General features: G+C 67.7%; 25 protein-coding genes. 19 read left to right on the top strand and 6 right to left on the bottom strand.

All coding sequences use genetic code 11. The annotated features are described in order from the left end of the window. Positions 1 to 37 precede the first annotated feature (37 nt). From AC4LGL_RS28505 to AC4LGL_RS28460, 10 genes are all read left to right on the top strand, one after another. Positions 38 to 370 carry an ArsR/SmtB family transcription factor gene (locus AC4LGL_RS28505; RefSeq protein WP_491841672.1) on the top strand — a complete coding sequence of 111 codons (333 nt, stop codon included), beginning with the start codon at positions 38 to 40 and terminating at the stop codon, positions 368 to 370. Next, positions 367 to 810 (top strand): SRPBCC family protein, encoded by a 444-nt coding sequence (locus tag AC4LGL_RS28500; protein ID WP_491841671.1) that lies wholly within the window; start codon positions 367 to 369, stop codon positions 808 to 810. Before AC4LGL_RS28505 ends, AC4LGL_RS28500 begins: the two co-directional genes overlap by 4 nt. A gap of 9 nt (positions 811 to 819) precedes the next feature. Next, a complete protein-coding gene (locus AC4LGL_RS28495; RefSeq protein WP_491841670.1) occupies positions 820 to 2,670 on the top strand; it encodes a fatty acyl-AMP ligase in 1,851 nt (616 codons plus the stop codon). A 27-nt stretch (positions 2,671 to 2,697) separates the two neighbouring features. Further along, positions 2,698 to 3,165 carry a cyanase gene (gene cynS, locus AC4LGL_RS28490; RefSeq protein WP_491841669.1) on the top strand — a complete coding sequence of 156 codons (468 nt, stop codon included), beginning with the start codon at positions 2,698 to 2,700 and terminating at the stop codon, positions 3,163 to 3,165. A gap of 9 nt (positions 3,166 to 3,174) precedes the next feature. Beyond that, the gene (locus tag AC4LGL_RS28485) at positions 3,175 to 3,831 is read left to right on the top strand and encodes a maleylpyruvate isomerase N-terminal domain-containing protein (protein WP_491841668.1); all 657 of its coding nucleotides are present in this window, start codon (positions 3,175 to 3,177) and stop codon (positions 3,829 to 3,831) included. A 75-nt stretch (positions 3,832 to 3,906) separates the two neighbouring features. Next, positions 3,907 to 4,920, top strand: a complete 1,014-nt coding sequence (locus tag AC4LGL_RS28480) for an alcohol dehydrogenase catalytic domain-containing protein (protein WP_491841667.1) — start codon at positions 3,907 to 3,909, stop codon at positions 4,918 to 4,920. 191 nt (positions 4,921 to 5,111) lie between these two features. Next, positions 5,112 to 6,035: an extracellular catalytic domain type 1 short-chain-length polyhydroxyalkanoate depolymerase gene (locus AC4LGL_RS28475; RefSeq protein ID WP_491841666.1), complete on the top strand. Its 924-nt coding sequence runs from the start codon at positions 5,112 to 5,114 to the stop codon at positions 6,033 to 6,035. A gap of 119 nt (positions 6,036 to 6,154) precedes the next feature. Continuing rightward, the gene (locus AC4LGL_RS28470) at positions 6,155 to 7,186 is read left to right on the top strand and encodes a DUF2278 family protein (protein ID WP_491841665.1); all 1,032 of its coding nucleotides are present in this window, start codon (positions 6,155 to 6,157) and stop codon (positions 7,184 to 7,186) included. Between the two features lie 185 nt (positions 7,187 to 7,371). Beyond that, the gene (locus AC4LGL_RS28465) at positions 7,372 to 8,028 is read left to right on the top strand and encodes a class I SAM-dependent methyltransferase (protein WP_491841664.1); all 657 of its coding nucleotides are present in this window, start codon (positions 7,372 to 7,374) and stop codon (positions 8,026 to 8,028) included. A gap of 65 nt (positions 8,029 to 8,093) precedes the next feature. Beyond that, the gene (locus AC4LGL_RS28460; protein ID WP_491841663.1) at positions 8,094 to 9,653 is read left to right on the top strand and encodes a threonine/serine exporter family protein; all 1,560 of its coding nucleotides are present in this window, start codon (positions 8,094 to 8,096) and stop codon (positions 9,651 to 9,653) included. Between the two features lie 9 nt (positions 9,654 to 9,662). Here AC4LGL_RS28460 and AC4LGL_RS28455 read toward each other — a convergent pair whose 3' ends face one another. Beyond that, a complete protein-coding gene (locus AC4LGL_RS28455) occupies positions 9,663 to 10,511 on the bottom strand; it encodes an SMP-30/gluconolactonase/LRE family protein (protein WP_491841662.1) in 849 nt (282 codons plus the stop codon). 24 nt (positions 10,512 to 10,535) lie between these two features. Then, positions 10,536 to 10,772, bottom strand: coding sequence for a hypothetical protein (locus AC4LGL_RS28450; RefSeq protein ID WP_463806336.1), 237 nt, complete (start codon positions 10,770 to 10,772; stop codon positions 10,536 to 10,538). A 233-nt stretch (positions 10,773 to 11,005) separates the two neighbouring features. On the opposite strand from AC4LGL_RS28450, the gene AC4LGL_RS28445 reads away from it, so the two are divergent. From AC4LGL_RS28445 to AC4LGL_RS28435, 3 genes are read left to right on the top strand one after another with little or no spacing between them, the layout of a single operon-like run. After that, complete coding sequence (locus AC4LGL_RS28445; RefSeq protein WP_491841661.1) at positions 11,006 to 11,413, top strand: YciI family protein; 408 nt, start codon at positions 11,006 to 11,008, stop codon at positions 11,411 to 11,413. Next, entirely contained in the window at positions 11,414 to 12,583 is a 1,170-nt protein-coding gene (locus AC4LGL_RS28440) for an RNA polymerase sigma factor (RefSeq protein ID WP_491841660.1), read from the top strand. It begins immediately after the preceding gene. Between the two features lie 25 nt (positions 12,584 to 12,608). Further along, a complete protein-coding gene (locus AC4LGL_RS28435) occupies positions 12,609 to 13,961 on the top strand; it encodes an NAD(P)/FAD-dependent oxidoreductase (RefSeq protein ID WP_491841695.1) in 1,353 nt (450 codons plus the stop codon). An 18-nt stretch (positions 13,962 to 13,979) separates the two neighbouring features. Here the strand turns inward: AC4LGL_RS28435 and AC4LGL_RS28430 are convergent, their stop codons facing one another. Then, the gene (locus AC4LGL_RS28430) at positions 13,980 to 15,197 is read right to left on the bottom strand and encodes an NAD(P)/FAD-dependent oxidoreductase (protein WP_491841659.1); all 1,218 of its coding nucleotides are present in this window, start codon (positions 15,195 to 15,197) and stop codon (positions 13,980 to 13,982) included. A gap of 199 nt (positions 15,198 to 15,396) precedes the next feature. Here AC4LGL_RS28430 and AC4LGL_RS28425 point away from each other — a divergent pair, with 199 nt between their 5' ends. Next, positions 15,397 to 15,939, top strand: a complete 543-nt coding sequence (locus AC4LGL_RS28425; RefSeq protein WP_491841694.1) for a hypothetical protein — start codon at positions 15,397 to 15,399, stop codon at positions 15,937 to 15,939. Here the strand turns inward: AC4LGL_RS28425 and AC4LGL_RS28420 are convergent. Beyond that, entirely contained in the window at positions 15,929 to 17,290 is a 1,362-nt protein-coding gene (locus AC4LGL_RS28420; protein ID WP_491841658.1) for a TIGR01777 family oxidoreductase, read from the bottom strand. The two genes, AC4LGL_RS28425 and AC4LGL_RS28420, sit on opposite strands and share 11 nt — an antisense overlap. Before the next feature lie 256 nt (positions 17,291 to 17,546). Here AC4LGL_RS28420 and AC4LGL_RS28415 point away from each other — a divergent pair, with 256 nt between their 5' ends. Next, positions 17,547 to 18,341: a thioesterase family protein gene (locus AC4LGL_RS28415; RefSeq protein ID WP_491841693.1), complete on the top strand. Its 795-nt coding sequence runs from the start codon at positions 17,547 to 17,549 to the stop codon at positions 18,339 to 18,341. Here AC4LGL_RS28415 and AC4LGL_RS28410 read toward each other — a convergent pair. Further along, positions 18,338 to 18,943 carry a class I SAM-dependent methyltransferase gene (locus tag AC4LGL_RS28410; protein ID WP_491841657.1) on the bottom strand — a complete coding sequence of 202 codons (606 nt, stop codon included), beginning with the start codon at positions 18,941 to 18,943 and terminating at the stop codon, positions 18,338 to 18,340. The genes AC4LGL_RS28415 and AC4LGL_RS28410 overlap by 4 nt on opposite strands. Before the next feature lie 48 nt (positions 18,944 to 18,991). Then, the gene (locus tag AC4LGL_RS28405; RefSeq protein ID WP_491841656.1) at positions 18,992 to 19,630 is read right to left on the bottom strand and encodes an FKBP-type peptidyl-prolyl cis-trans isomerase; all 639 of its coding nucleotides are present in this window, start codon (positions 19,628 to 19,630) and stop codon (positions 18,992 to 18,994) included. A 218-nt stretch (positions 19,631 to 19,848) separates the two neighbouring features. On the opposite strand from AC4LGL_RS28405, the gene AC4LGL_RS28400 reads away from it, so the two are divergent. Genes AC4LGL_RS28400 through AC4LGL_RS28385 form a run of 4 tightly spaced genes read left to right on the top strand, consistent with a single transcriptional unit; the run spans position 19,849 to position 22,479 of the window. After that, on the top strand, positions 19,849 to 20,673 hold the full coding sequence (locus AC4LGL_RS28400; protein WP_491841655.1) for an SH3-like domain-containing protein: 825 nt from the start codon (positions 19,849 to 19,851) through the stop codon (positions 20,671 to 20,673). A gap of 34 nt (positions 20,674 to 20,707) precedes the next feature. Then, positions 20,708 to 21,433 carry a thiocyanate hydrolase subunit gamma gene (scnC, locus tag AC4LGL_RS28395; protein ID WP_491841654.1) on the top strand — a complete coding sequence of 242 codons (726 nt, stop codon included), beginning with the start codon at positions 20,708 to 20,710 and terminating at the stop codon, positions 21,431 to 21,433. A gap of 10 nt (positions 21,434 to 21,443) precedes the next feature. Further along, a complete protein-coding gene (locus AC4LGL_RS28390) occupies positions 21,444 to 21,800 on the top strand; it encodes a thiocyanate hydrolase (RefSeq protein WP_491841653.1) in 357 nt (118 codons plus the stop codon). 34 nt (positions 21,801 to 21,834) lie between these two features. Further along, positions 21,835 to 22,479 carry a histidine phosphatase family protein gene (locus AC4LGL_RS28385; RefSeq protein WP_491841652.1) on the top strand — a complete coding sequence of 215 codons (645 nt, stop codon included), beginning with the start codon at positions 21,835 to 21,837 and terminating at the stop codon, positions 22,477 to 22,479. Position 22,480 lies beyond the last annotated feature (1 nt).

Genomic DNA, 22,480 nt, shown 5'->3' with positions numbered 1-22,480 from the left:
CTCGAGGTAACCACGGCCCGCGGCTATAGTCAACAAGGTGGTTGAAGATCAAGTTCTGGACCGCGCCTATTCGGCTCTGGCCGACTCGACCCGGCGCCGGTTGCTGGAGGCCCTGCGTGAGGGTGAGACACGCATCAGCGACCTCGCCGCCCCGTTGCCGATGACCTTCGCCGGTGTCTCGCGCCATATCGGGGTATTGGAGGCCGCGGGTCTGGTACAGCGCGAGATCCGAGGTCGAGAGCACTGGGTCTCACTCAAACAGGACGGGTTGACCACGGCTCAGCAGTGGATGACCGAGCAGACGGACTTCTGGTCGAGCCGCGCGGATGCCCTGGCCGAACGGTTGCGGCGGAAGGCGCAGTCCCGATGACCGACGCGCCAACGGTCCGCGTGCGGCGGCTGATGCCCGCGGCGCCCGATGTGGTGTTCGACGAATGGCTCGATCCCGAGTCGCTGCGGGAGTGGATGTGCCCGCGGCCGGTGTACTGCGTCGAAGTGGCGGTCGAGCCTCGGGTCGGTGGGCTCGTGCGGTTCGATCTCGACGATTCCGGTTCCAGCGTGCTGATCACCGGACAGTTCCTGACGATCGACCGGCCCCGGGTGCTGCGGTTCACCTGGAGCAACTCGGACTGGGCGGACCCGACTGTGGTCAGCATCGTCAACGTTGAATTCGAGCCGGCCGGCGACGGGCAGACGATGATGTCGATCGAGCATTCCCTTTTGCCGCCAGAGGAATTCGACAGCTTCCACAGCGGGTGGACCCTCACATTCGAGCAACTGGCGGCCCGCCTCGAAGGTGCCTCGACCTAGACTGCGGGCATGGACAGCGGCTCTCAGATTCAGTACGAGGCCCCGGCAGGCCTGCTCCGCATCGAGGACTGCCTGGACGAAAACGGTGGCATCGTGCTGCCCCCCGGCACCACCCTGATATCGCTGATCGATCGCAACATCGCCCATGTCGGCGATCTGGTCGCCTACCGCTACCTCGACCACAGCCACGCCGAAGAGGAAGTCTTCGAGCTGACCTGGACGCAGTTGGGCGTCCGGCTGGGGGCCGTCGCAGCGCGGCTGCAGCAGGTCGCTGCACGGGGTGACCGGGTTGCCGTTCTTGCGCCGCAGGGCCTGGACTATGTCGTCGGCTTCTTCGCTGCGATCAAGGCCGGGAACATCGCGGTGCCGCTGTTCGCGCCGGAACTGCAGGGCCACGCCGAACGACTCGAAACCGCGCTGCTCGATTGCCGTCCCACCACGGTGCTCACCACCGCGTCCGCCGCCGACGCCGTAGGGGAGTTCCTCGCGAAGATGCCGGACACACTGCGACCGCGGGTCGAGCTCATCGACGAGATACCCGATTCGGCGGGGGACACCTTCACCCCGATCTCGGTCGATCCCGACGACATCTCCCACCTGCAGTACACCTCGGGCTCGACCCGCCCGCCTGTCGGCGTGGAGATCACCCATCGCGCGGTCGGCACCAACCTGTTGCAGATGATCCTGTCCATCGATCTGTTGAACCGAAACACCCACGGCCTCAGCTGGTTACCGCTCTATCACGATATGGGCCTGTCGATGATCGGGTTTCCCGCTGTCTACGGCGGGCACTCGACGCTGATGTCACCGACAGCGTTCATCCGGCGGCCCCAGAGATGGATCCGTGCGATGTCCGACGCCTCCAAACACGGCCGCGTGATCACCGCCGCACCGAACTTCGCCTACGAATGGACCGCGCAGCGCGGCGTTCCCGCCGACGGAGAGGACATCGACCTGAGCAACGTGGTGCTCATCATCGGTTCCGAACCCGTAATACCTGAGGTCATTACTTCCTTCAATGAGGTGTTCGCGCCGTACGGGCTGCCGCCGACAGCGTTCAAGCCGTCGTACGGCATCGCCGAGGCGACGCTGCTGATCTCGACGATCGCCCCGGCCGAGCAGGCGTCGGTGGTCTATTTCGACCGTGAGCAGTTGACCCTGGGGCGCGCTGTCCGCGTCAACGCCCACGCCGAGGGGGCCGTCCCACATGTGTCGTGCGGTCATCCGGCCCGCAGCTTGTGGGCGGTGATCGTCAACCCCGCGACTGCCGACGGCGCGTCCGAAGAGGTGCCCGACGGTGAGGTCGGGGAGATCTGGTTGCACGGCAACAACATTGGTAGAGGTTACTGGGCCCGTCCCGAGGAGACGAGCAAGGTGTTCGGGGTGCCGCTGCATTCCCGTCTCGCCTCCGGTAGTCACGCCGCGGGGCTGCCCGACGATGCCACCTGGCTGCGGACCGGTGACCTCGGGGTGTATTTCGAGGGGCAGTTCTATGTGACCGGGCGGATGGCCGACCTGGTGCGGATCGACGGTCGCAGTTACTACCCGCAGGACATCGAGGCAACGGTGGCCGACGCCTCGCCGTTGGTCCGCCGCGGCTACGTCACGGCCTTCACCGTGCCTACTGACGGTGACGGCGCCACATTGGTGGTGATCGCCGAACGCGCCGCCCGCACCAAACGGGCCGATCCGGAGGAAGCCAGTGAGGCCATCCGCGCGGCGGTGGCCGACCGGCACGGATTAACCGTCGCCGATCTGCGATTCCTGCCGGCAGGCGCGATTCCGAGGACCACCAGCGGCAAGCTGGCCCGGGTGGCCTGCCGCGGTGAGTATCTGGAGGGCACGTTGGGCGTGCGGTGACCGTTCGCCACGGGCATGCTGGCTGGTATGAGCAGAGACGAGATCACCGCCGCGATCGTAGAAGCCCGCCTTACCAAGGGCCTGACGTGGCAGGAGCTGGCCGACGCCATCGACAGACCCGTGGTGTGGACAGTGTCCGCCCTGCTCGGGCAACACCCGGTACCGGCCGAGTCGGGCAGGATCATCGTGGACCTACTCGGATTGGACGAGTCGGTGATTCCGGTACTGGCTGCCGTCCCGATGCGCGGTGGACTCCCGACAGCCGTGCCCACCGATCCCACCATCTACCGGTTCTACGAGGCGCTCCAGGTCTACGGCGGTGCGCTCAAGGAAGTCATCCACGAACAGTTCGGTGACGGCATCATGAGCGCCATCAACTTCAGCGTCGACGTGCAGCGCAAGCCGCATCCTGCCGGTGACCGCGTGGTGGTGACGTTCGACGGCAAGTTCCTGCCCTACGACTGGACGGCGGCCGAGCGGGTGGTCCGCTGCTAGTTTGCAGTCGTGGGCCAGTTCTCAGATTCGTGGGCGGCGCTGCGCGCCGCGGTGGCCGGGCTCGATCCCGAGGACTTCGACCAGCCGTCCGGGTGTGCCGGTTGGCTGGTTCGAGATCTGGTGTGCCACCTCGTCATTGACGCCCAGGATGTGTTGATCACCCTGGTCACCCCGACCGAGGCGGAACCGACCCGCAACGCGCTGACGTACTGGGCCGTGTCCGGCACGCCGCCCGACGGCGAGGACCCCCTGGACGCGCTGACCGTCAGACTGGCCGCGGCATACGGGGATCCGGCCCTGCTCAAGTTTCATCTCGATGACGTGGGCTCGGCCGCAGGACGGGCAGCTGGCCTTGCAGACCCGCACGCTCGGGTCGGCACGCGGGGACAGGTTCTCACCGTCGGCGACTACCTCGACGCCTACGTTCTGGAATGGACCCTGCACCACCTTGATCTGGTCGCGCATCTGACGGGGGAGCCAGGCCCACCGGCGGCGGGACTGGCCCGCTCACGCGCGATGTTGGGGGACATCACGGGCGTCCGGTTCCCCGCGGAGTTCTCCGATGACGACATCCTGCGGCTGGGGACCGGCAGGCGGGCGCCGACAGATCTGGAGCTGACCGCTCTCGGGGAGACGGCGGCACAGCTGCCGTTGATCCTGGGCTGAGCGCAGACCCTGGCCAAGCGGGCCATCGACGGTCCATGATGGCGAGACATCCCGACGGTGACGGTAAGGATTCTCATGGCCACACATCGAGCTGTTCACGTCCAGTCCGCTGGCGGCAACCTGGAACTCGTTGACGCTCAGACCCTCTCGCCCGATCGGGGACAGGTCCGGGTCGCGGTGGCCGCCTGTGGAGTCTGCGGCACCGACCGGGCCATCCTCAACGGTGGATTCCCGGGCATCGGGTGGCCGGTGACGCCGGGCCATGAGATCGCCGGCACCATCGCCGAAGTGGGCGCGGGCGTCACCGATTTCGCGGTGGGGGACCGGGTGGCGATCGGCTGGTTCGGCGGGCACTGCGGAGTCTGCATCCCGTGTCGCAAGGGCCTGTTCATCCACTGTGAGAAGGGGCAGATACCGAGCCTGCACTATCCGGGCGGATACGCGGAATCCGTGACGGTACCGGCCAACGCGCTGGCCCGCATCCCCGACGAACTGTCCTTCGCCGAGGCCGCTCCGATGGGCTGCGCCGGGGTGACGACCTACAACGCGCTCCGCCACACCCGGGCCCTGCCCGGCGACGTGGTCGCAGTCCTTGGTGTGGGTGGCCTGGGGCATCTCGGTCTGCAGTTCGCCCACGCGATGGGCTTCGAGACGGTCGCGATCGCCCGCGGCCCCGGCAAGGAAGCCGATTCCCGGGCGTTGGGCGCCCGGCACTACATCGACTCGACCGCAGGCGACGTCAGCGCAGCGCTGCTGGATCTGGGCGGCGCGGCGGTGGTCCTGGCCACGGTGGGCAATTCGCAGGCGATGGCCGAGACAGTGGGCGGACTCGCGCCCCGCGGTGAGTTGGTGGCGATCGGGGTGTCCGCCGATCCGTTGCCCATCAGCCCGGTGCAACTGATCCAGCCCGCGCTGACCATCTCCGGCCACCCGTCCGGAACCGCACGTGACGTCGAGGAGACGATGCACTTCGCGGTGTTGTCGGGCGTGCGGGCCCGGATCGAGGAGCGCCCGCTCGCTGAGGCGCCGAGCGCCTACGCCGCCATGGAGCAGGGACAGGCGCGCTACCGCATGGTCCTGACCATCTGACCGGCCGAATCCGGTTATCTCGCCCCGCCGGTCACAGTGACCGGGTAGCGTCGGGACTTCGTTTGCTGGACGACGAATCGGTGGGGGCCGGGATGGCGTGGAAGCGGATGGCGACGGTTGCCTGCAGGTTTTTCTCCGGTAGGTCACCTGGCGTTGCCCAAGAGTTCGCCCGTGATATCTACTCTGCCCCGGTGCTTTTCACGCCGGGACGGCTCAGAACAGTGGTATCCGCCGCGCTCGTCGCGCTGTTGGGATGTGCGGCGGCGCCACCGCCCGCGTGGGCTGCGCCCTTACCGTCGGCGCAGATCGACTTCGGCGGCACGATGCGCACCTACCGGCTCCACCTGCCGGCCGGGGGCACACCTTCCGGGCTGGTGGTCAATCTGCACGCGGCAGGCGCGACCGGAGCCGATCAGGCGGCGCTCACTCACTACGACGGGGTGGCCGACGCCTACGGGTTCGCCGTGGTCTACCCCGACGGCATCGATTACAGCTGGGCCGACGGCCGCGGCGCGTCGGTGCCGGACCGTCAAGGGGTCGACGATGTCGGGTTCATCTCGACCCTCGTCGATCGCCTCGTCGTCGAGAACGGCATCCCGCGCGGCCGGGTATATGCCACGGGTCTGTCGGCAGGTGGGTTCATGGCCAACCGGCTGGCGTGTGATCGCGCCGACCTGTTCGCCGCGATCGCCCCGGTGGCCGGCACGCTGGGCACGAATGTGGGTTGTAATCCCTCCAGACCCGTGTCGGTCCTGGCTACCTACGGGACGGCCGACCCGGTCGTACCGTTCAACGGCGGGCCGATGACGGGGCGGGGCGGAGGCAGCACCGTGGTGTCCGGGCCGGCGATGGTGGACCGGTGGCGCCAGATCAACGGCTGCCCGGCCCCGTCGGACGAGGTGCTGCCCAGCACCGGCGACGGCACCGAAACCCACCGCATCGCCTCCGACGGCTGTGCCGGCGGAACGTCGGTGGTGTTCATGCGGGTCGACGGGGGCGGGCACACGTGGCCTGGCGTGCCCGAGATCCTTCCCGTGCAGTCCGTCGGGGCCGCCAGCCACGCCTTCGACGCCTCGGATGCCTCGGGGCAGTTCTTCGCCTCCCACGGCAGATAGTCGCGGTTCTCCGTTTCGGGTAGTCCGCTACGCGTGTCCGCATCGCGACGGGCCGATAGTTTCTGCGGGTGCAGGCACATGAAAGTCCTTGTGTCGGCATTGAAACGGAGGAGTCGATCATGGCGATCACCTATGGCGTTCTGCGCGCACGACCGGACCGGTTCGTCAGGGAAGACGGGCAGTCAACTCCGCACCTGCAGATCCGGGCGGTTGACGACTCGGGGCAACCGTGGCGGGTCGCGGTCAACGTCGAATCGAACGACGGCAGCGAGGTCGTCTTCTGGTTGGTGGATCCACTGGTCGGGCACCCCGTCGTCAATGGACTGGCTGCGGTGGCGTCCGGCTTCTCCGTCACCCCCGGCACGTCAGCGTCCTCGTTGGACTACGTGAAGGCGCCGTTGTTCGACTTCACCCTCGGCCGGGCGCTGCCACCCAGCGGCAGTGCGAATGCCGATGACCTACAAGACCTTCTGGGTTTGTACCTGACCCAATGCCAATCCGCGGGCGGCGAACTCTACGCGTTCGGCGCGAAGTTCGACCGCAATATGCACATGCCGATCGACGCCGACTTCGGTAACACCGACGGTCTGCACGGTATTCACGACATCCACATGAATCAGGGCAATGTCGGCGCGCACGCGGGGGACAACGGGGCCTTCCACGACGGCGGACTCCTGTTGGCCTTCCCCGATCGTGTCGTCGGCATCCTGCTCGCCTTCCAGACCCAACGGGTGCCCACCGACCCGCAGGGTGACGCGGCACCGGGTGCACAGCCCCTGTCCCAGTTGGTGGGGCCGACCGCGGGCGGAGGCCAGGTGACGCCGGGCCTGGCGTATCTGGAACGGGCGCTGATCAATCCGAGCGGCCCCGACCCCGGACACGAAGCGGTGGTGATCGGCAACTACGCCACCGAGGCGGTGTCACTGCACGGTTGGCGCCTGGTCGACCGCAACGGTCGGGAGAGCAAGCTGGACGCCGACCTGGCCGGTGGTGCCTCGGCGGTCATCGTGCTCGACGGGTCAGGCGCACAGCTCGGCAACTCCGGGGGAAACCTCCTGCTGGTGGATGATCACGGCACCCAGGTGGACAGCGTCACCTACTCCCGAGGCGATGCGGCCGTCGTGGACCGCTTTGTGCGTTTCCAGCGGTAGCCGCCAGTATTCATCACGCCGCGGTAAACCCTCGCCGCGCTCCGAAGACGCCCGCTCGCGGGATCGAATACTGTTCTTTACCTGCATGATTCACGCTGCGTGGAAGCAGGCCGCAGTCAAGCATGTCCGGAGGGTGCCGGCCCGCGGCGGCGCGACCGATGGCGCCGTGGCGTTACTGTTCGGTCGTGGACTGGCACAGTTGGCACGACGACTACGACCGGCCGGATTCGGCACTCGCACATCGGCTTCGCGCGGTGCAGACCTTGATCGGGCAGGCGCTGGACGAGGCTCCGGCAGGGCCGCTGCGGGTGGTCAGCCTGTGCGCCGGGCAGGGGCGGGATCTACTCGAAGTGTTGAGCGACCATCCGCGGCGCGACGACGTGCGGGCGCGCCTGGTCGAGCTGGATCCCCGCAACGCCGAGATCGCCGCCGAAACGGTGAACCGGTTCGGGCTGACCGGGGTCGACGTGGTGACGGGCGATGCCGCTCTGATCGACCGATACCAGGACCTGATCCCCGCCGACATCGTGGTGGCCTGCGGCATTTTCGGCAACATCACCGATGAGGACATCGAGCGGACCATCGGCTTCCTGCCTCAGCTGACCAGAACCGGCGGCACGGTGCTGTGGACTCGCGGCCGCACCGTCCCGGACCGGGTTCCGTTGATCCTGAACTGGTTTGACGAGCGCAGCTTCGATCTGGTCTGGGTGTCGCAGCCGGATGTGAGTTACGGCGTCGGAGCCCACCGCTTCACCGGGTCACCCGAACCGCTGACACCGGGCGCCCAGATCTTCACCTTTGTCGGGTCCGACGTGATCCGGGCTGCCGACCGCGCTCGGTGACCTGAACCGACTGGGCAGCCCGGCTTCCACCGGCCCGCGGCGGTTCATGACTACGCTGCACACAAATGGCTGAGGAAGGATTGAACGGCAGGGACCGCTTGCGCGGCGGGCTGCGCATCGCCCTGCGGGGGCGGCGGGACCCGGCACCCGTGGCCGGCCGGCGCAGTCGCGCGTCGGCCGGGATGGGCGACGTGCACACCCGCAAGGTCCTCGACCTGACCATCCGATTGGCAGAGGTCATGCTCTCGTCGGGCTCGGGCACCGCCGACGTCGTCGCCACCGCCCAGGACGTCGCACAGGCCTACCGGCTCACCGACTGTGTCGTCGACATCACGGTGGCGACGATCATCGTCTCGGCGCTACCCACCGCGGACAGCCCGCCGGTCACGATCATGCGGGCGGTGCGCACCAGGTCGACGGACTACACCCGGCTCGCCCACCTCGACCGGCTCGTGCGGCGAATCACGTCCGGCGGTATCACGGTCGACGAGGCGCACGAGGCCATGGACGAGCTCACCGAGAGTCCACATCCGTTCCCGCGGTGGCTCGCGACCGCCGGCTGGGCGGGTTTCGCGCTGGGCATCGCAATGATGCTGGGCGGCAACTGGTTGACCTGTCTGCTGGCCAGCCTCACGGCCGCGCTGATCGACCGTGTCGGCCGCCTGCTGAATCGGATCGGCACGCCGTTCTTCTTCCAGCATGCGGTCGGGGCGGCGATCGCCACCGTGATCGCCCTGGGCGCCTACCGCTACGCCGGTCAGGGGCTCAGTGCTCTGGTCGCCACCGGGATCGTGTTGCTGCTGTCGGGCATGACCTTGGTCGGTGCCGTACAGGACGCGTTGACCGGGTACATGGTCACCGCGGTCGCGCGGCTCGGTGATGCGGTCTTTCTTTCCGCCGGGATCGTCGTCGGCATCACCGGCGCACTGCAGGCCGCCACGCTGCTCGGGTTCCAGATCGAACTGCATGTCAACACGGCCGGCACCTTCCTCACCCCGAGAGGTCCACTGCCGATCGTGTTGGCGGTTCTGGGCGCGTCGCTGGCCGGGATGTGCCTCACCATGGCCAGCTATGCGCCGCTGCGTTCGCTACCCACTGCCGGGCTCGCCGCCGGGCTGGCGGAGCTGACGCTGATCGGGCTGGGGACCGCCGGGTTCGGTCAGTGGGCGGCCACCGGGATCGCGGCGATCGGTGTCGGTTTCCTGGCCACCCTGATCTCCATTCGCCGGCAATCTCCGGCGCTGGTGACGGCGACCGCCGGCATCATGCCGATGCTGCCCGGCCTCGCGGTGTTCTGGGCGGTGTTCGCCTTCGCCGTAGACGAGAACTTCGGTGAGGGACTCGCGCACCTGCTGACCGCGGCAGCGACGGCGCTGGCACTCGGCAGCGGCGTGGTGATGGGTGAGCTGCTCGGTTCGCCGCTGCGCTACCGCGCCGGACGGATCGGTGAGTTCTTCCGTAAAGAGGGACCGCCGGGGCTGCGCCGGGCGGTGGGGCAGGTGGTCCAGTTGCAACCGGCCGACAACACGTCGGCTGCCGGCACCCCGCGCGCGGAAAGCGTCCCGTTGGAAGCGGCCCCGGCCGAGGAGCCCGAGGACGACGAGAGCGCAGAGCCCGACAACTGAGTCAGGCTGTCAGGGCGATCCGACCCCGGGCACGTCGACGCGCGCCTGCAGGATCCGTCCCGTCGAGTTGCCCGCCAACAGATCTTCGTGGCTCGTGTCGTTGACCACGAGGTAGAGCGTCCGCCCGTCGGGACCGCCCAGTGCCGGCGCCACCGCCCATCCGCGGTCGATCTCGATGCGGTGGGTGATCTCGCCGCCGGCGACGACGCGCAGGAACTCTCCGGTGTCATACGAGCCGACCCACACTCCACCCGCGGTGTCGACGCACAGTCCGTCGGGATGCCGGTCCGGGCCGAGGTCGGCGAACACAGTGGGTGCGCCGAGACTGCCGTCGGGACCGGCGGTGAACGCCAGCAGGCGGGAACCGTGGGTCTCGCTGACCACGAGGGTCGACTCATCGGGCAGCAGCCCGAGGCCGTTGGGCATCGACAGTCCGGTGGCGACGATCTTCACGGTGCCGTCGGCGCCAACCAGTCCGATTCCGCCCGTCAGGCCGCGGCCGTCAGCGATATAGAGGTCGACATACGTCCGGCCGTCCGGCGCGACCAGCAGATCGTTGGTGGACCACGCGATGTCGCTCAGGTCGTAGCCGGCCGTCACGTTTCCGTGCGCGTCGGCATGGTGCAGCTCCGCCGAGAAGAGAGTCGACACCACGAGCGTCCCGTCGGGTAGCCACCCGAGTCCGGAGGCACGCGCGAGTTCGACCTCGACGGCGAGGTCACCTGCGGCACCGGCCGAGTACACCCGGCCGGCCAGGCCGTCGGTGAACCACAGGCGATCTCCGTGCCAACGCGGCCCCTCGCCGTAGACGATCCCGTCGACGAACGGGACGGCGGCGATGGCCTCGACGGACGTCATCGGGCCGTCAGGTCCGGTACTGGATCAGGTGAACGGAAGGAAGTCGCCGTTGACCCAGACGCCCCAGTGACCGCCGGCGGGCAGGTTCCACCAGACCATCGGGTGGCCCTGCCACGTCTCGGCCGGCTTCTTCGGCGCGTTCGGCGGCGGCGGGAGGCTCGGATCGGGATCGGCGCTCGCGGTGGCCGCGCCGAAGCCGAGTGCGGCGCCGATCAGGCCTGCGGCCGCGAAGGTCGCCACGGCTGCCTTGCTCAGGAACATGAATGCCACCTCGGTGCTCGAATCTGAACTTGGATAGTCGAAGCTTAGCCAATCGAACTGATCGGTTGTGCACCTGTGGTCGGACGACGGGCGTATTGGTCATCCTGAACCCGCGCGACGTGGTCTGACACCGAGATGAGAAATATTTCCGTTCTCGATGTCGAGAACGCGGCGACGGCTCCGTCCCTGAGGTGAGCGACCAACTAGGGTCGCGAATCTGAAGGGAGAATCTCATGGCCAAGTACCTGTTTCTCAAGCACTACCGAGGTGCCCCGGCGTCGGTCAACGACATTCCGATGGACCAGTGGACACCGGACGAGATCCAGGCCCACATCCAGTACATGAACGATTTCGCCGATCGGCTCAAGGACACCGGTGAGTACGTCGACAGTCAGGCCCTGGCCCCGGAGGGCACGTGGGTCCAGTACGGCGGCGAGGGCAAGCCACCGGTGACCGACGGCCCGTTCGCCGAGACCAAGGACCTGATCGCGGGCTGGATGCTCGTCGATGTCGACTCGTATGAACGCGCCGTCGCACTGGCCGGAGAACTGTCGGCGGCGCCCGGTGCGGGCGGGCAGCCGATCCACGAGTGGCTGGAGGTGCGTCCGTTCCTCACCGCCCCACCGACTGTCACCGAGTAGATGGACGCCGGTGCGGTGGACGAGGCCCAGCTCCGGGATCTGATTCCCGGTGTCCTGGCCGCCCTCGTCCACCGTGGGGCCGACTTCGCGACAGCCGAGGACGCCGTGCAGGAGGCCTTGGTCCGAGCCTGGGAGACCTGGCCGCACGGACGGCCCGACGATCCCAAGGGCTGGTTGATCACCACGGCGTGGCGCAGGTTCCTCGACCTCACCCGGTCCGATGCTGCCCGGCGCAACCGCGAGGTCCGGGTTTCGGCGGAGCCGGCCGCCGGGCCGACCCCCGCGGACGACGACACCTTGCAGCTCTACTTCCTGTGCGCGCACCCGAACCTGACCTCCTCGGCAGCTGTCGCGCTGACACTGCGTGCGGTCGGTGGCCTGACCACCCGCCAGATCGCGCAGGCCTATCTGGTGCCGGAAGCGACGATGGCGCAACGGATCAGCCGAGCCAAGCGCACCGTGGCCGCCGTTCGGCTGGATCGTCCCGGCGATCTGCGCACCGTGCTGCGGGTGCTGTATCTGGTGTTCAACGAGGGCTACAGCGGCGATGTCGACCTGGCCGCCGAGGCGATCAGGCTCGCCCGCCGGCTGGCGCGCACCACCGACGATCCGGAAGTCAGCGGTCTGCTGGCGTTGTTCCTGCTGCACCACGCCCGGCGCCCGGCGCGTACCCGGGCCGACGGGACCCTGGTTCCTCTCGCCGAGCAGGACCGCGCGCTGTGGCGGCGCGATCTCATCACCGAGGGCGTGTACGTGCTGCAAGCCGCCCTGGCCCGCGACCGGCTCGGGGAGTATCAGGCCCAGGCGGCGGTGGCGGCGCTGCACGCCGACGCCCAGTCCGCCGAGGAGACCGACTGGGTGCAGATCGTCGAGTGGTACGACGAACTCGTCGCACTCACCGACAGCCCGGTGGTACGCCTCAACCGCGCAGTCGCGTTGGGTGAAGCCGATGGGCCGCAGGCGGGTTTGGCGGCACTCGCCGAACTCGACTCGGCGTTGCCACGCCACACCGCTGCGGCGGCCTACCTTCACGAGCGGGCAGGGGACATCTCAACGGCGGCACGGCTGTACGTGCAGGCTGCGGCCGAGGCGCATTCGCTGGCCGAGCGCAACCACCTCACCTTGCGCGCATCCGCGCTGCACGGTCGCATTTCCAGCGACGGCGGTTAACCTCCTAGTTGTGGGCAACAGTCGGATGAGAGTGTTGATCATCGGTGGGGGATTCGGCGGGCTGTTCTGTGCCCGTCGATTGGGCGGAGTCGACGTCGACGTGACCCTGCTCGATCGGGCGGCGGGACACCTGTTCCAGCCGCTGCTCTACCAATGCGCCACCGGGACCTTGGGCTTCGGCCAGATCAGCCGACCGCTGCGCGAGGAGTTCGAGCGTCACCGCAACGTCACCACGTTGCTCGGTGACGCGATCCACCTCGACCCCGAGTTGCGGCGGGTCACCGCCCGCCGGCCGGATGAGACGACGTTCACCCTCGACTACGACGTCCTCGTCGTGGCCGCGGGCATGCAGCAGTCCTACTTCGGCAAAGAACATTTCGCGGAGTGGGCGCCCGGGATGAAGACACTCGACGACGCACTCAACATCCGGCAGCGGGTTTTCACCGCATTCGAGATTGCCGAGACACTGCCACCGGGTCCGGAGCGCGACGGTTGGCTCACGTTCGCCGTCGCCGGCGGCGGTCCGACCGGGGTCGAGCTGGCCGGGCAGATCCGTGAGATGGCCACGCGCACCTTGGCTCACGAGTTTCACAGCATCGAGCCCAAGGAAGCCCGGGTGCTGCTGTTCGACGGCGGGGAACGGGTGCTGAAGGCCTTCTGCTCCGAGTTGGGGGAGAAGGCGACGAAGTCGCTGCAGAAACTGGGCGTCGAGTTGCACATGGGAGTCCACGTGACCGACGTCAACCGGGACGGGGTGACCGTCAGCCCGAAAGCCGGTGGTCCCGATGAGCAGTACGCGGCACGAACCGTGTTGTGGACGGCGGGGGTTGAAGCCGTGCCGTTCGCCCGCCACCTCGCCCAGGTGCTGGAAGTCGAGGCCGATCGCAGCGGGAGAATCGCTGTGGGGCCTGATCTTTCGATCGACGGCCGTCCAGAGATCTTCGTGATCGGAGATCTGGCCGGCCGGGAGAACCTGCCGGGTGTCGCCGAGAACGCGATGCAGGGCGGGCTCCACGTGGCCTCGTGCGTTCGCCGGGAACTCGCCGGGAAACCCCGGCGGCCGTTCCGCTACCGGGACCTCGGCTCGGCGGCGTACATCGCGCGCCGACAGGCACTGCTGCAGGTCGGCCCGGTCAAGCTCGCCGGCTTCTTCGGTTGGCTGGCTTGGGGTTTCATCCATATCGCATTCCTCACCGGCGTACGCAACCGCGCCAGCACGGTGACCACCTGGCTGACCACCATCGCCCGCGAGAACCGCGGGCACCGTGCGTTCATGCTCGGAGCGACCGGCCTTCCCGAGCAGCGCTATACGTGGACCACGTGGGACGCGCTGACACCGCCGCCACCCGAGACACCGCCGGACGGGAACGGCCGCTAGGACCTGCCGGGCGGAGCGTTAGCCGCCTCGGGCCGGCCTGGTCTGAAGATCGGGTGCGGCGGCTGCGAGCAGGGCCTGCCGATCGCCCGTCAACGGCGGGTAGATCCGTTCGGTGTTGATGGTCTTCTTGGTGGCCTTGGCCACCGTACCCGTGGCCACGACATGTCGGTCCCAGCCCTCGGTGTAGACGGCGCCGGCCGGACCGAGATCGAGAACGGTGACATACCAGGGGATTCGCAGTGCGCGCAGGGGCAGGTCGAGGAGGTCGCCGACCACGTTGTACCCGGCGTAACGCCCCATCGGCCTGCCGTGTTGACACGACATCACCGACGGGTGAGTATCGTCGATCGGCGCGGCGGCCACATCGCCGGCCGCGAACACCGCGGGCACACCCTCGACGCGGAGGTACTCGTCGACGGGTAGTCGACCGAACCGGTCCAGCGTCACCGGCAGTTGGGCCGTCAGCGGGTTGGCCCGCATCCCCGCACACCACACCACGGTTGCCGCCGGCACCACCGCGCCGGACGACAAGGTAGCGGCACCGATGTCGACGGAGGTCACACCGACACCGGTCATCACCTGAACTCCGTTGTCGGACAATGCAGTTTCGATCACCGGGCGTGCCGAGTCGCCCATATCCGAGCCCACCTGCGGGTTGTGGTCGACGAGCACGACCTTCGGCGTAACGCGGCCATCGAAGAGCGCGGACAGCCGCGAGGGCAGTTCGCACGCGGTCTCGATACCGGTGAGCCCGGCTCCGACGACAACGACCGTGCCGGCGCCCGATATCTGCGGATTGGCGGCCAACATGTCCAGGTGATCGGCGAGGCGCCTGGCACCGTCGAATGTATCGACGTCGAAACCGAATTCGGCCAGCCCCGGAACATTCGGTCGGGCGACCCGGCTGCCGGCGGCCAGCACCAGCCGGTCGTAGCCGACGACGCGCGTTCGGCCATCCTGCAATGCGGTGACGTTCCGGGCTTCGGCGTCGATTGCCGTGACCTCGGCGACAACGTGATCCACACCGACGGGATCCAGCAGCTTGTGCAACGGGATTCGGCAGTCGTCGAGATCGGTCTCGTAGTTGCGCACGCGAATGTCGTGAAAGGGACGCTCACTGACCACGGTGATCTGCACGCCGCGGGCCGCCGCTCCGAGTTCGTCGATGCGTCTGGCGGCCCCGAGCGCGGCCCACAGCCCGGCGAAACCCGATCCGACGATCAGTACCCGAGACACGGTTTCAGCCTGCCACGCGAGGCACACCGGGTCGCCCGGACGCGCTCGAAGGGTTCTTGCCGGCGGCGCTCTAACCCAGCGCGTCCCCAGGGCGGTATGCGACGATGCACGGACCGCCCTGACTCCTGAAGGAGTTTTGCGGATGCATCGAGAGAGGACCGCCGGACAGATGACCGAAGCGCACCGCGCCACGCTTGCCATCAAGGGGGCCAAGCTCGCGATCGCAGGCCTGACCGCCGTCGGTGTCATGCTGGCCGCGGCAGGACAGGCTGCAGCGGACCCCGTCCTGCCTGATCCGGCGCCCGCACCGGCAGACCCCGCACTGGCAGCGCCGCCGCCGGCACCGGCCGGTCCGCCGCAGGTGCCCGAGATCGCCAACCCCGTGTACGGCTCGGGCCAGTATGGCGGCGGCCCGATCGGCACGCTCAGGGATCTCTGGCATCAAGCCCACGACCCGGGCGGCTTCCAGGGCGGCGGGGGAGCACCCGAAGGTGTCGCTCCGCCTCCCGGCGCCGGCCCGGCACCTCCGCTGCCGCCCGGATACAAATCGATCAACGCGCCCGGCTCGGAGACACCGGTCACCGCGCCGGCTCCGGGTAGCGCTCCCGCCGGCCCGGCGCTGCCGCCCGGGTACTACTCGCTCAACGGCCCGCCGCCGCCCGGATACGAGTTCAACTCGCCGGGGCAGCAACCTGCTGCGCCGCCGGGACCCGCTGCACCCCCTGGGGCTCCTACGCCGTAGCCGGGCGGCCCAATACGTGGGCCAGCGCCTGCTCCAAGTGCGGATGGCGAAAGCTGTGCTCGGCGGCCGTCAGGATCGCGGGAACCGCCCGCTGGCTGGCGCACGCCAGTTCGCGGGCACCCTGGTCGCCCAGCAGTAGCCTTGGGCCCAGCGTGGGCACCGGCAGAATGGTCGGTCGGCGCAGAACGTGGCCGAGCGTGTCGGTGTATTCGGCGTTGCGCACCGGCTCCGGTGCCACCGCGTTGACCGGGCCCGACAGCTGCTCGTCCCACAATGCGCGGTGGTAGATGTCGACCAGGTCGTCGATACCGATCCAGGGCAACCACTGTTGCCCGTCGCCGATGCGGCCGCCGAGTCCGGCGGCGAACAGCGGACGCAGCAGCCGTAACGTGCCGCCGCTCGGTGACTGGACGATTCCGGTGCGGATGCGCACCACCCGGGTTCCTGATCGTTGCGCCGGGGCCAGCGCGTCTTCCCAGTCCGCCACCACATCGGCGAGGAAGCCGTCTCCGCGCTCGCTGGTCTCGGTGAGAACCTCGTCGCCGCGGTCGTATCCGTACAAGCCGACCGCCGAGGCGCTGACGACCACTTGTGGACCGGGGTCGGTGCCGGCGATCAGTTCCGCGAGCCGGCGGGTCGGCTCGATACGGCTGTCGCGGATCGCACGGCGGTGCCCTTCGGTGAACCGGCCGGCGATCGACGCGCCGGCCAGGTGGATGACGGCGTCCACCCCGTCGAACAGTTGTGGGTCAGGGTTGTCCGGGTTCCATTGCCGCTCATCAGGTTTGGTTGCTCCATGGCGCACCAGCCGGATCACCCGGTGGCCGCCGGTGCTCAGGAACGCCGTCAACGCAGACCCCACCAGTCCGGACGCTCCGGTGACCGCGATCGTCAGCGGCGGCAGGCCTCCTGCGTGGGCACTTCGGTGGGCGGCGAGGTCGTCGGCAAGCTGGCGGTGACGGTAGACGAACATCGGGCGAAGGAAACGGCCGGGCACCGGCGTCTCGACGCGATCGGTCATCCGGGTGTGGGTCGCATCGATCGCGTCGAATTCATGAATGTGCTTCCAGCGCACCGCCAATGCCGCGGGTAGCGAGGCCGGACCGCCGGCGGCGATCTCGTCGACGAAGCGCCGTGGTGGGTCGTAGCCGTCAGCCTGGTGCTGAGCCACCCACCGCAAACCGCCGGGCAGCGCGAGTTCGGCACGGCCGTCACGCAGCGAGGCCGCCTCGGATCTGAGCGTCATGGCTTGCCACGGTGGTGACAGCCTGGCGAACGCGCCGGGGCGGCCGTGCCAGGCGAAGACTTCTTCCTGCGGGGCGTCGATGATGCTGGAGTACACCAATCCCATCGGCCGACGTTACCCGCAGAATCGCACCTATGCCGCGGCCCGCCCCTCATGCCAGCGGCCACTTATTGCACGCGAATCACTGGTCTACGTGTCATAAGTGGCCACTGGGAGGCACAGGCTCGGGTCAAGATGATGCAGGCGCGCCATCCGGGGCGGGCATCCACCTATATCGTCATGCCAACTGTAGCCAACTCTGTAATAGAGTCCGTAGCGGCCCGATGGTCGGACGAGAGGTGTACGTGTGGAACGCACTGCGATGACGCCGTTCTTTGTGAGCACTGACGACGGGTTCGTGCCCAACGAGATCGCCCACGGAGGATGGGGGCCGACGCTGGGCGGTCAGGTGGTCGGCGGTCTGCTGGCCCGGGCGGTGGAAGAACTCGTCAGCGACGCGGACCTGCAACCGGCGCGATTCACCGTGGAGATACTGCGTCGGGTCGCCAGCGCTGCGGTTCGTGTCTCTGCGTCGGTGGTGCGAGCGGGTTCGCGGATGCAAGCGGTCGATGCGGTGATGACCCAGGACGGTGACGTGGTGGCCCGGGCTTCGGCGCTGTATCTGAGACGCGGCGCCCAACCTGACGGCGAGTTCTGGACCACCGGGATCGAGCTGCCTCCGTTACCGGAGGAACCGGCGGAATTCGACGACGCCATGCCCATGTTCATCCGAGCGCATGGAGCGGACCCGGACTGGTCGGGTGAGGGGTTCCCGTGGCAGCAGTGTGGGCCTCGGTACGCGTGGTTGCGCGAAGTCCGGCAGCTGGTCGATGGCGAAGAGCTCACGCCGTTCGTGCGCGCGGCGCTGGCAGTCGACGTCACGAGTTCGATGTGCAATTTCAGTTCCGCCGGTTTGGCTTTCATCAATGCCGACTACACACTGGCCCTCAGCAGGTTGCCGGTGGGTCCCTACATCGGCATGGCGGCGGTGACCCATACCAGTGCCGAGGGCGTGGCCACCGCCAGTGCGTGCCTGTACGACACGTCGGGACCGATCGGCACCGGATTGTCCAGTGCGATAGCCAATTTCAACTTCAGCCCGAACGGCTCCGGCTAGCCACGGCGCAGGATGGCCACCAGGAAGTCCGAGTCATCAGTGAACGGGCGCAGATCCCAGGTGGACAGCAACAGGTCGGTGGTGAACCCGGCCGCGGCCGCATCGTCGAAGAACTGACCGAAGTCGTAGTCGCGACCGGCCCCGAATCCGATCACCGCGCGGCCGTCGTCGGCGAGATGCGCGTGCAACCGAGTCAGAACCTGAACCCGGGTGCTCGGGGCGAGGAAGGTCATCACGTTGCCGGCCGACACGATGATGTCGAACGGATCGGCGATGCCGCGCGCCGGCAGGTCGAGCTCGGCGAGATCGCCGACGAGCCAACGCGGACCGGGATGGTCGTTCTCGGCCGCCTCGATGAGTACCGGGTCGACGTCGACGCCGACCACCTGATGCCCGGCCTCGGCGAGGTATCCACCCACCCGGCCGGGGCCACAGCCGGCGTCGAGAATGCGGGCATCGCGCGATGCCATCGCGTCCACCAGACGCGCCTCACCGGCCAGGTCCTGACCGGCGCGCTCCATGGCACGAAAGCGCTCGACGTACCAATCCGAATGCCCGGGATCGGCTGCGACCTTCTGCATCCAGATGCTGCGCTCGACCATGGAAGCATTGTCGCAAGCCTGCCCCGGGCCCCGGGCGGGCGGTGTGACTCAGCCCTTGGCGTCGAGGATCTTGATCGCGAAGATCAGCGAGTCACCCGGCTGGATACCCGCGGCAGGCTGACCCTGGGGGTAACCGTCGGCAGAAGTCATCGCGACTGCCACCGTGGATCCGACCTTCTGCCCGGAGATGGCCTTCTGGAAGCCGGGCACAACACCGTTGAGGGGGAAGTCGACCGGTTCGCCGCGTTCGTAGCTGCTGTCGAACACCGAACCGTCGCGCCCGTTGACACCCATGTAGCAGACCGAAACATTCGCCGAGGGCGCGACGACCGGCCCGTCGCCGGCCTTCAGCGTGTGCACCTGGGTCTCGGCCACGCTGAACGGTCCGGTCACCTGCACCACGGGTGCAGCCGTGTCGGTGGACCCGGTGACCGCGACACTGCCGGTCGACCCGGACACCGTCCATTCGGGGGTGCCGGCGTTCTGCGGTGCTGCCGTGGGACAGGTGCTGGCTTCGGTTGCGGTCTCGGCGATCGAGGGGGTGAGTACCTCGGCGACCGAGGGCGTGCTCGTCGAGGCCGACGACGCAGCGGTATCCGTGTCGGAGCCGCATGCGGCGAGCGTCATGGTCAACGAAGCGGCACAGGCCACGAACGCAACGGTGGAAGGCACGCGAAAGGAGTTCATGCGCGTCACGGTACAGCGGCGCGGGGTTTCGCCTGCCGATAGCCGCGTGATGGGGTCCGGGCGGACAAAGTTTCGCAGCTGAATCCTCTCGTCATTGTGAAAAATTTCAAATACCTGCTTCAGCGGGCCGGGAAGATTGCCTGACCGGCACCGGTCCGGTGTTTGCCCGTGATAGCGTCGCCGCAGGCAAACCGTTTATCCATCCGAGGACACGGAATATGGCCAACAATTCCATGGGCGACTTTGTCAGCCAGTTGCGTCCGGCATTGCATCGGTTGCAGGACTGGCCCTATCCGGATCAGATCGATCGGACGCTCTTCAGCGCCTTCATGAAGAACCCGCATGATGTCGGCGGCGATCCCGACGCGCCGGCGATCTTCGAGGAGAAGCAAGAAGAGGCGTGGGAACTCAATACGTTCGTCACGTGTGAGGTTCTCGGCTGGCGTGGCATCTGGACGTCGGAAGAACGACGGCGGCTCGGAAACGTCGATGTGGGCCGGACGATCTATCACGGCTTTCCCTATTACGGGCGGTGGGTGTGGGCTATCGCCCGGTGCCTCGTCGAGAAGGACCACATCACGCTTCGCGAGTTGCTCGAGCGCGTCGACGAGGTGCGCGCAAGGGTTACCACTGGTGCTGCCGACGCCCTGTCGGCCGCACCGCGCGGGGTGGGCGATCCGGCGGCGGTCCCCAGGAACCGCCATCACATCGAGGCGCTCGGCAAGGGCGACCCCCAGCGGTTCGCCGGCCAGGCCGGCGCTCCTCGATTCGCCGTCGGCGATCGGGTGCAGGTGCGGGATCTGCCGACCATCTTCTACACCCGCACCCAGGAGTATCTGCGCGGGAAGCCGGGGACCATCGCCGAGGTGTCTTACGAAAGCCTGGTACCCGAGGACGAGGCATTCGACCGTGAAGAGCAGAAGCCTCAGTGGTTCTACATCGTGCGCTTCAACATGACCGACGTGTGGGACCCGTATGCGGGCGCCGAGGGCGACACCCTGCAGGCCGAGATCTCCGAATTGTGGTTGCGGCCGCTCGGCTAGACCGCTGATTCGACGGAACGAACAGGAACCCGACATGACGCACGACGACGCGGCGCACACGCATGACGACGCACCGGAACGGCACGCAGCACCCATGGTCGAGGAGGTGACCGATTTCGAGGTCCTGGAAATCGCGCTCCGCGAATTGGCGATCGAGAAGGGCCTCTTCACCGCCGAAGACCACCGGCACTACACCGAGTTCGTCGAGCAGATCGGCCCGGCGCCGGGCTCGCGACTCGTCGCAAAGGCGTGGGTCGATCCGGATTACAAGCAGCTGGTACTCCAGGATCCCATTGCCGCCAGCCGCGAAGTGGGGATCGACTGGCTGCACCCGACCGGCTTCGGGACACCCAGTGATTTCACGGCTTTGGAGGTCCTGGAGAACACGCCGAGTTTGCACCACGTGATTGTCTGCACTTTGTGTTCGTGTTATCCGCGGCCGTTGCTCGGGAATTCTCCCGAGTGGTACCGGACCCCCAACTATCGACGCCGAATTGTGCGTTGGCCGCGTCAGGTTCTCGGTGAGTTCGGGCTTTTCCTGCCCGACGATGTCGAAATCCGCGTCGAGGACTCCAATTCCAAACGTCGGTTCCTGGTGCTGCCGGTCCGACCCGCCGGAACCGAGGGCTGGACCGAGGAGCAACTTGCCGAGATCGTCACCCGCGACTGCATGATCGGTGTCGCCTTGCCCAAGCCCGGGGTGACCGCGAACGCGTCGCGACCGGTGCATCCCGCGGTCCGCCCGGCCGAGGGATACTGAGGGGCAGTCGATGACCGACGAAGATGACGTCACCGCAGTCAGGGTCAGGACGCTGGAACAGATGGTCGGGCGGGGGCAGTCGTGGCCCCGCATGGCGCAGAAGTACGGCGTCTCCAATCCGGTTCCGCCCTGGAAGTCGAGTCTGGACGGGATGTGCGACGCGCTTGACCACGAGGGGGTCACGCTGCCGCTGCTCACTCGTCGAACCGATGAGGACCGCCTGGTCCAAGAGGTCTATGTGACGCTGCCGTATCCAGAGAATCAGCTTGTCGCACTGACGCATTCGTTGGTGGCCAGGCACGTCATCGATGAACAGACACTGGCCCAGCGGATGCGCGACGTCCGGACCCGCCTCGAGGGGGCCTGACCCGACCGGTAGATCGTTTCGATACGGTCGGGGGATGGGCCGGACGCTCTATGTGGTCACCCACCCGGAAGCCACCCACCATGTCGATGGGTTGGTCGGGGGATGGTACGACTCGGACCTGACCGCGAAGGGATTGCGAGACGCTCACACCATCGCGGAGGCGTTGCGGGCACGAGTTCCCGGGACGGCCGCGGTGAATGTGGTGTCGTCGGACTTGCTGCGGGCGCAGCGAACTGCCGCAGTGATTGCCGAAACCCTCCACACGGCCGAAGTTCTGGATCCGCGCCTCCGCGAGAAGTCGTACGGAGAAGCCGAAGGACGGCCGCAAAGCTGGCTCGACGAACGGTTCGTTTTCCCCCCGGCCCGCGGCGACCGACTGGCCCACGACGAAGGCCTGCGCGGTGCGGAAACCAAAGACGTGTTCGCGCGCCGGATCTACACGGCCATGGAGGCGATAACCGCCAATGGCGTGAGCCATCAGGTGATCGTCACGCACGGCTACGCGCTGACGTTCGTCATCGCGGCGTGGATCAGGATGCCCATAGCGTCAGTCGGCTACGTCAACTTCGCGGGGAAGGCCGGCAGCATCACCACTTTGTACGAGGATGACCGCTTTCGTAACCGCCAGGTGCTGGAACTCTCCGCGACACAACACCTGGCAGCCGCGGACCCGAGCTGAG

The sequence above is a fragment of the Mycolicibacterium arcueilense genome, assembly GCF_058536225.1.
Note: the sequence above shows the minus strand (reverse complement) of the source record. Positions and strands in the feature narration are given on the sequence as shown.

Coding starts and splice junctions, on each gene's coding strand:
- AC4LGL_RS28435 (WP_491841695.1), top strand. CDS start 12,609: ATGAGAGTGTTGATCATCGGTGGGGGATTCGGCGGGCTGTTCTGTGCC.
- AC4LGL_RS28495 (WP_491841670.1), top strand. CDS start 820: ATGGACAGCGGCTCTCAGATTCAGTACGAGGCCCCGGCAGGCCTGCTC.
- AC4LGL_RS28415 (WP_491841693.1), top strand. CDS start 17,547: ATGACGCCGTTCTTTGTGAGCACTGACGACGGGTTCGTGCCCAACGAG.
- AC4LGL_RS28500 (WP_491841671.1), top strand. CDS start 367: ATGACCGACGCGCCAACGGTCCGCGTGCGGCGGCTGATGCCCGCGGCG.
- cynS (WP_491841669.1), top strand. CDS start 2,698: ATGAGCAGAGACGAGATCACCGCCGCGATCGTAGAAGCCCGCCTTACC.
- scnC (WP_491841654.1), top strand. CDS start 20,708: ATGACGCACGACGACGCGGCGCACACGCATGACGACGCACCGGAACGG.
- AC4LGL_RS28420 (WP_491841658.1), bottom strand. CDS start 17,290: ATGGGATTGGTGTACTCCAGCATCATCGACGCCCCGCAGGAAGAAGTC.
- AC4LGL_RS28450 (WP_463806336.1), bottom strand. CDS start 10,772: ATGTTCCTGAGCAAGGCAGCCGTGGCGACCTTCGCGGCCGCAGGCCTG.
- AC4LGL_RS28440 (WP_491841660.1), top strand. CDS start 11,414: ATGGACGCCGGTGCGGTGGACGAGGCCCAGCTCCGGGATCTGATTCCC.
- AC4LGL_RS28405 (WP_491841656.1), bottom strand. CDS start 19,630: ATGAACTCCTTTCGCGTGCCTTCCACCGTTGCGTTCGTGGCCTGTGCC.
- AC4LGL_RS28400 (WP_491841655.1), top strand. CDS start 19,849: ATGGCCAACAATTCCATGGGCGACTTTGTCAGCCAGTTGCGTCCGGCA.
- AC4LGL_RS28455 (WP_491841662.1), bottom strand. CDS start 10,511: ATGACGTCCGTCGAGGCCATCGCCGCCGTCCCGTTCGTCGACGGGATC.
- AC4LGL_RS28410 (WP_491841657.1), bottom strand. CDS start 18,943: ATGGTCGAGCGCAGCATCTGGATGCAGAAGGTCGCAGCCGATCCCGGG.
- AC4LGL_RS28390 (WP_491841653.1), top strand. CDS start 21,444: ATGACCGACGAAGATGACGTCACCGCAGTCAGGGTCAGGACGCTGGAA.
- AC4LGL_RS28480 (WP_491841667.1), top strand. CDS start 3,907: ATGGCCACACATCGAGCTGTTCACGTCCAGTCCGCTGGCGGCAACCTG.
- AC4LGL_RS28470 (WP_491841665.1), top strand. CDS start 6,155: ATGGCGATCACCTATGGCGTTCTGCGCGCACGACCGGACCGGTTCGTC.
- AC4LGL_RS28385 (WP_491841652.1), top strand. CDS start 21,835: ATGGGCCGGACGCTCTATGTGGTCACCCACCCGGAAGCCACCCACCAT.
- AC4LGL_RS28445 (WP_491841661.1), top strand. CDS start 11,006: ATGGCCAAGTACCTGTTTCTCAAGCACTACCGAGGTGCCCCGGCGTCG.
- AC4LGL_RS28460 (WP_491841663.1), top strand. CDS start 8,094: ATGGCTGAGGAAGGATTGAACGGCAGGGACCGCTTGCGCGGCGGGCTG.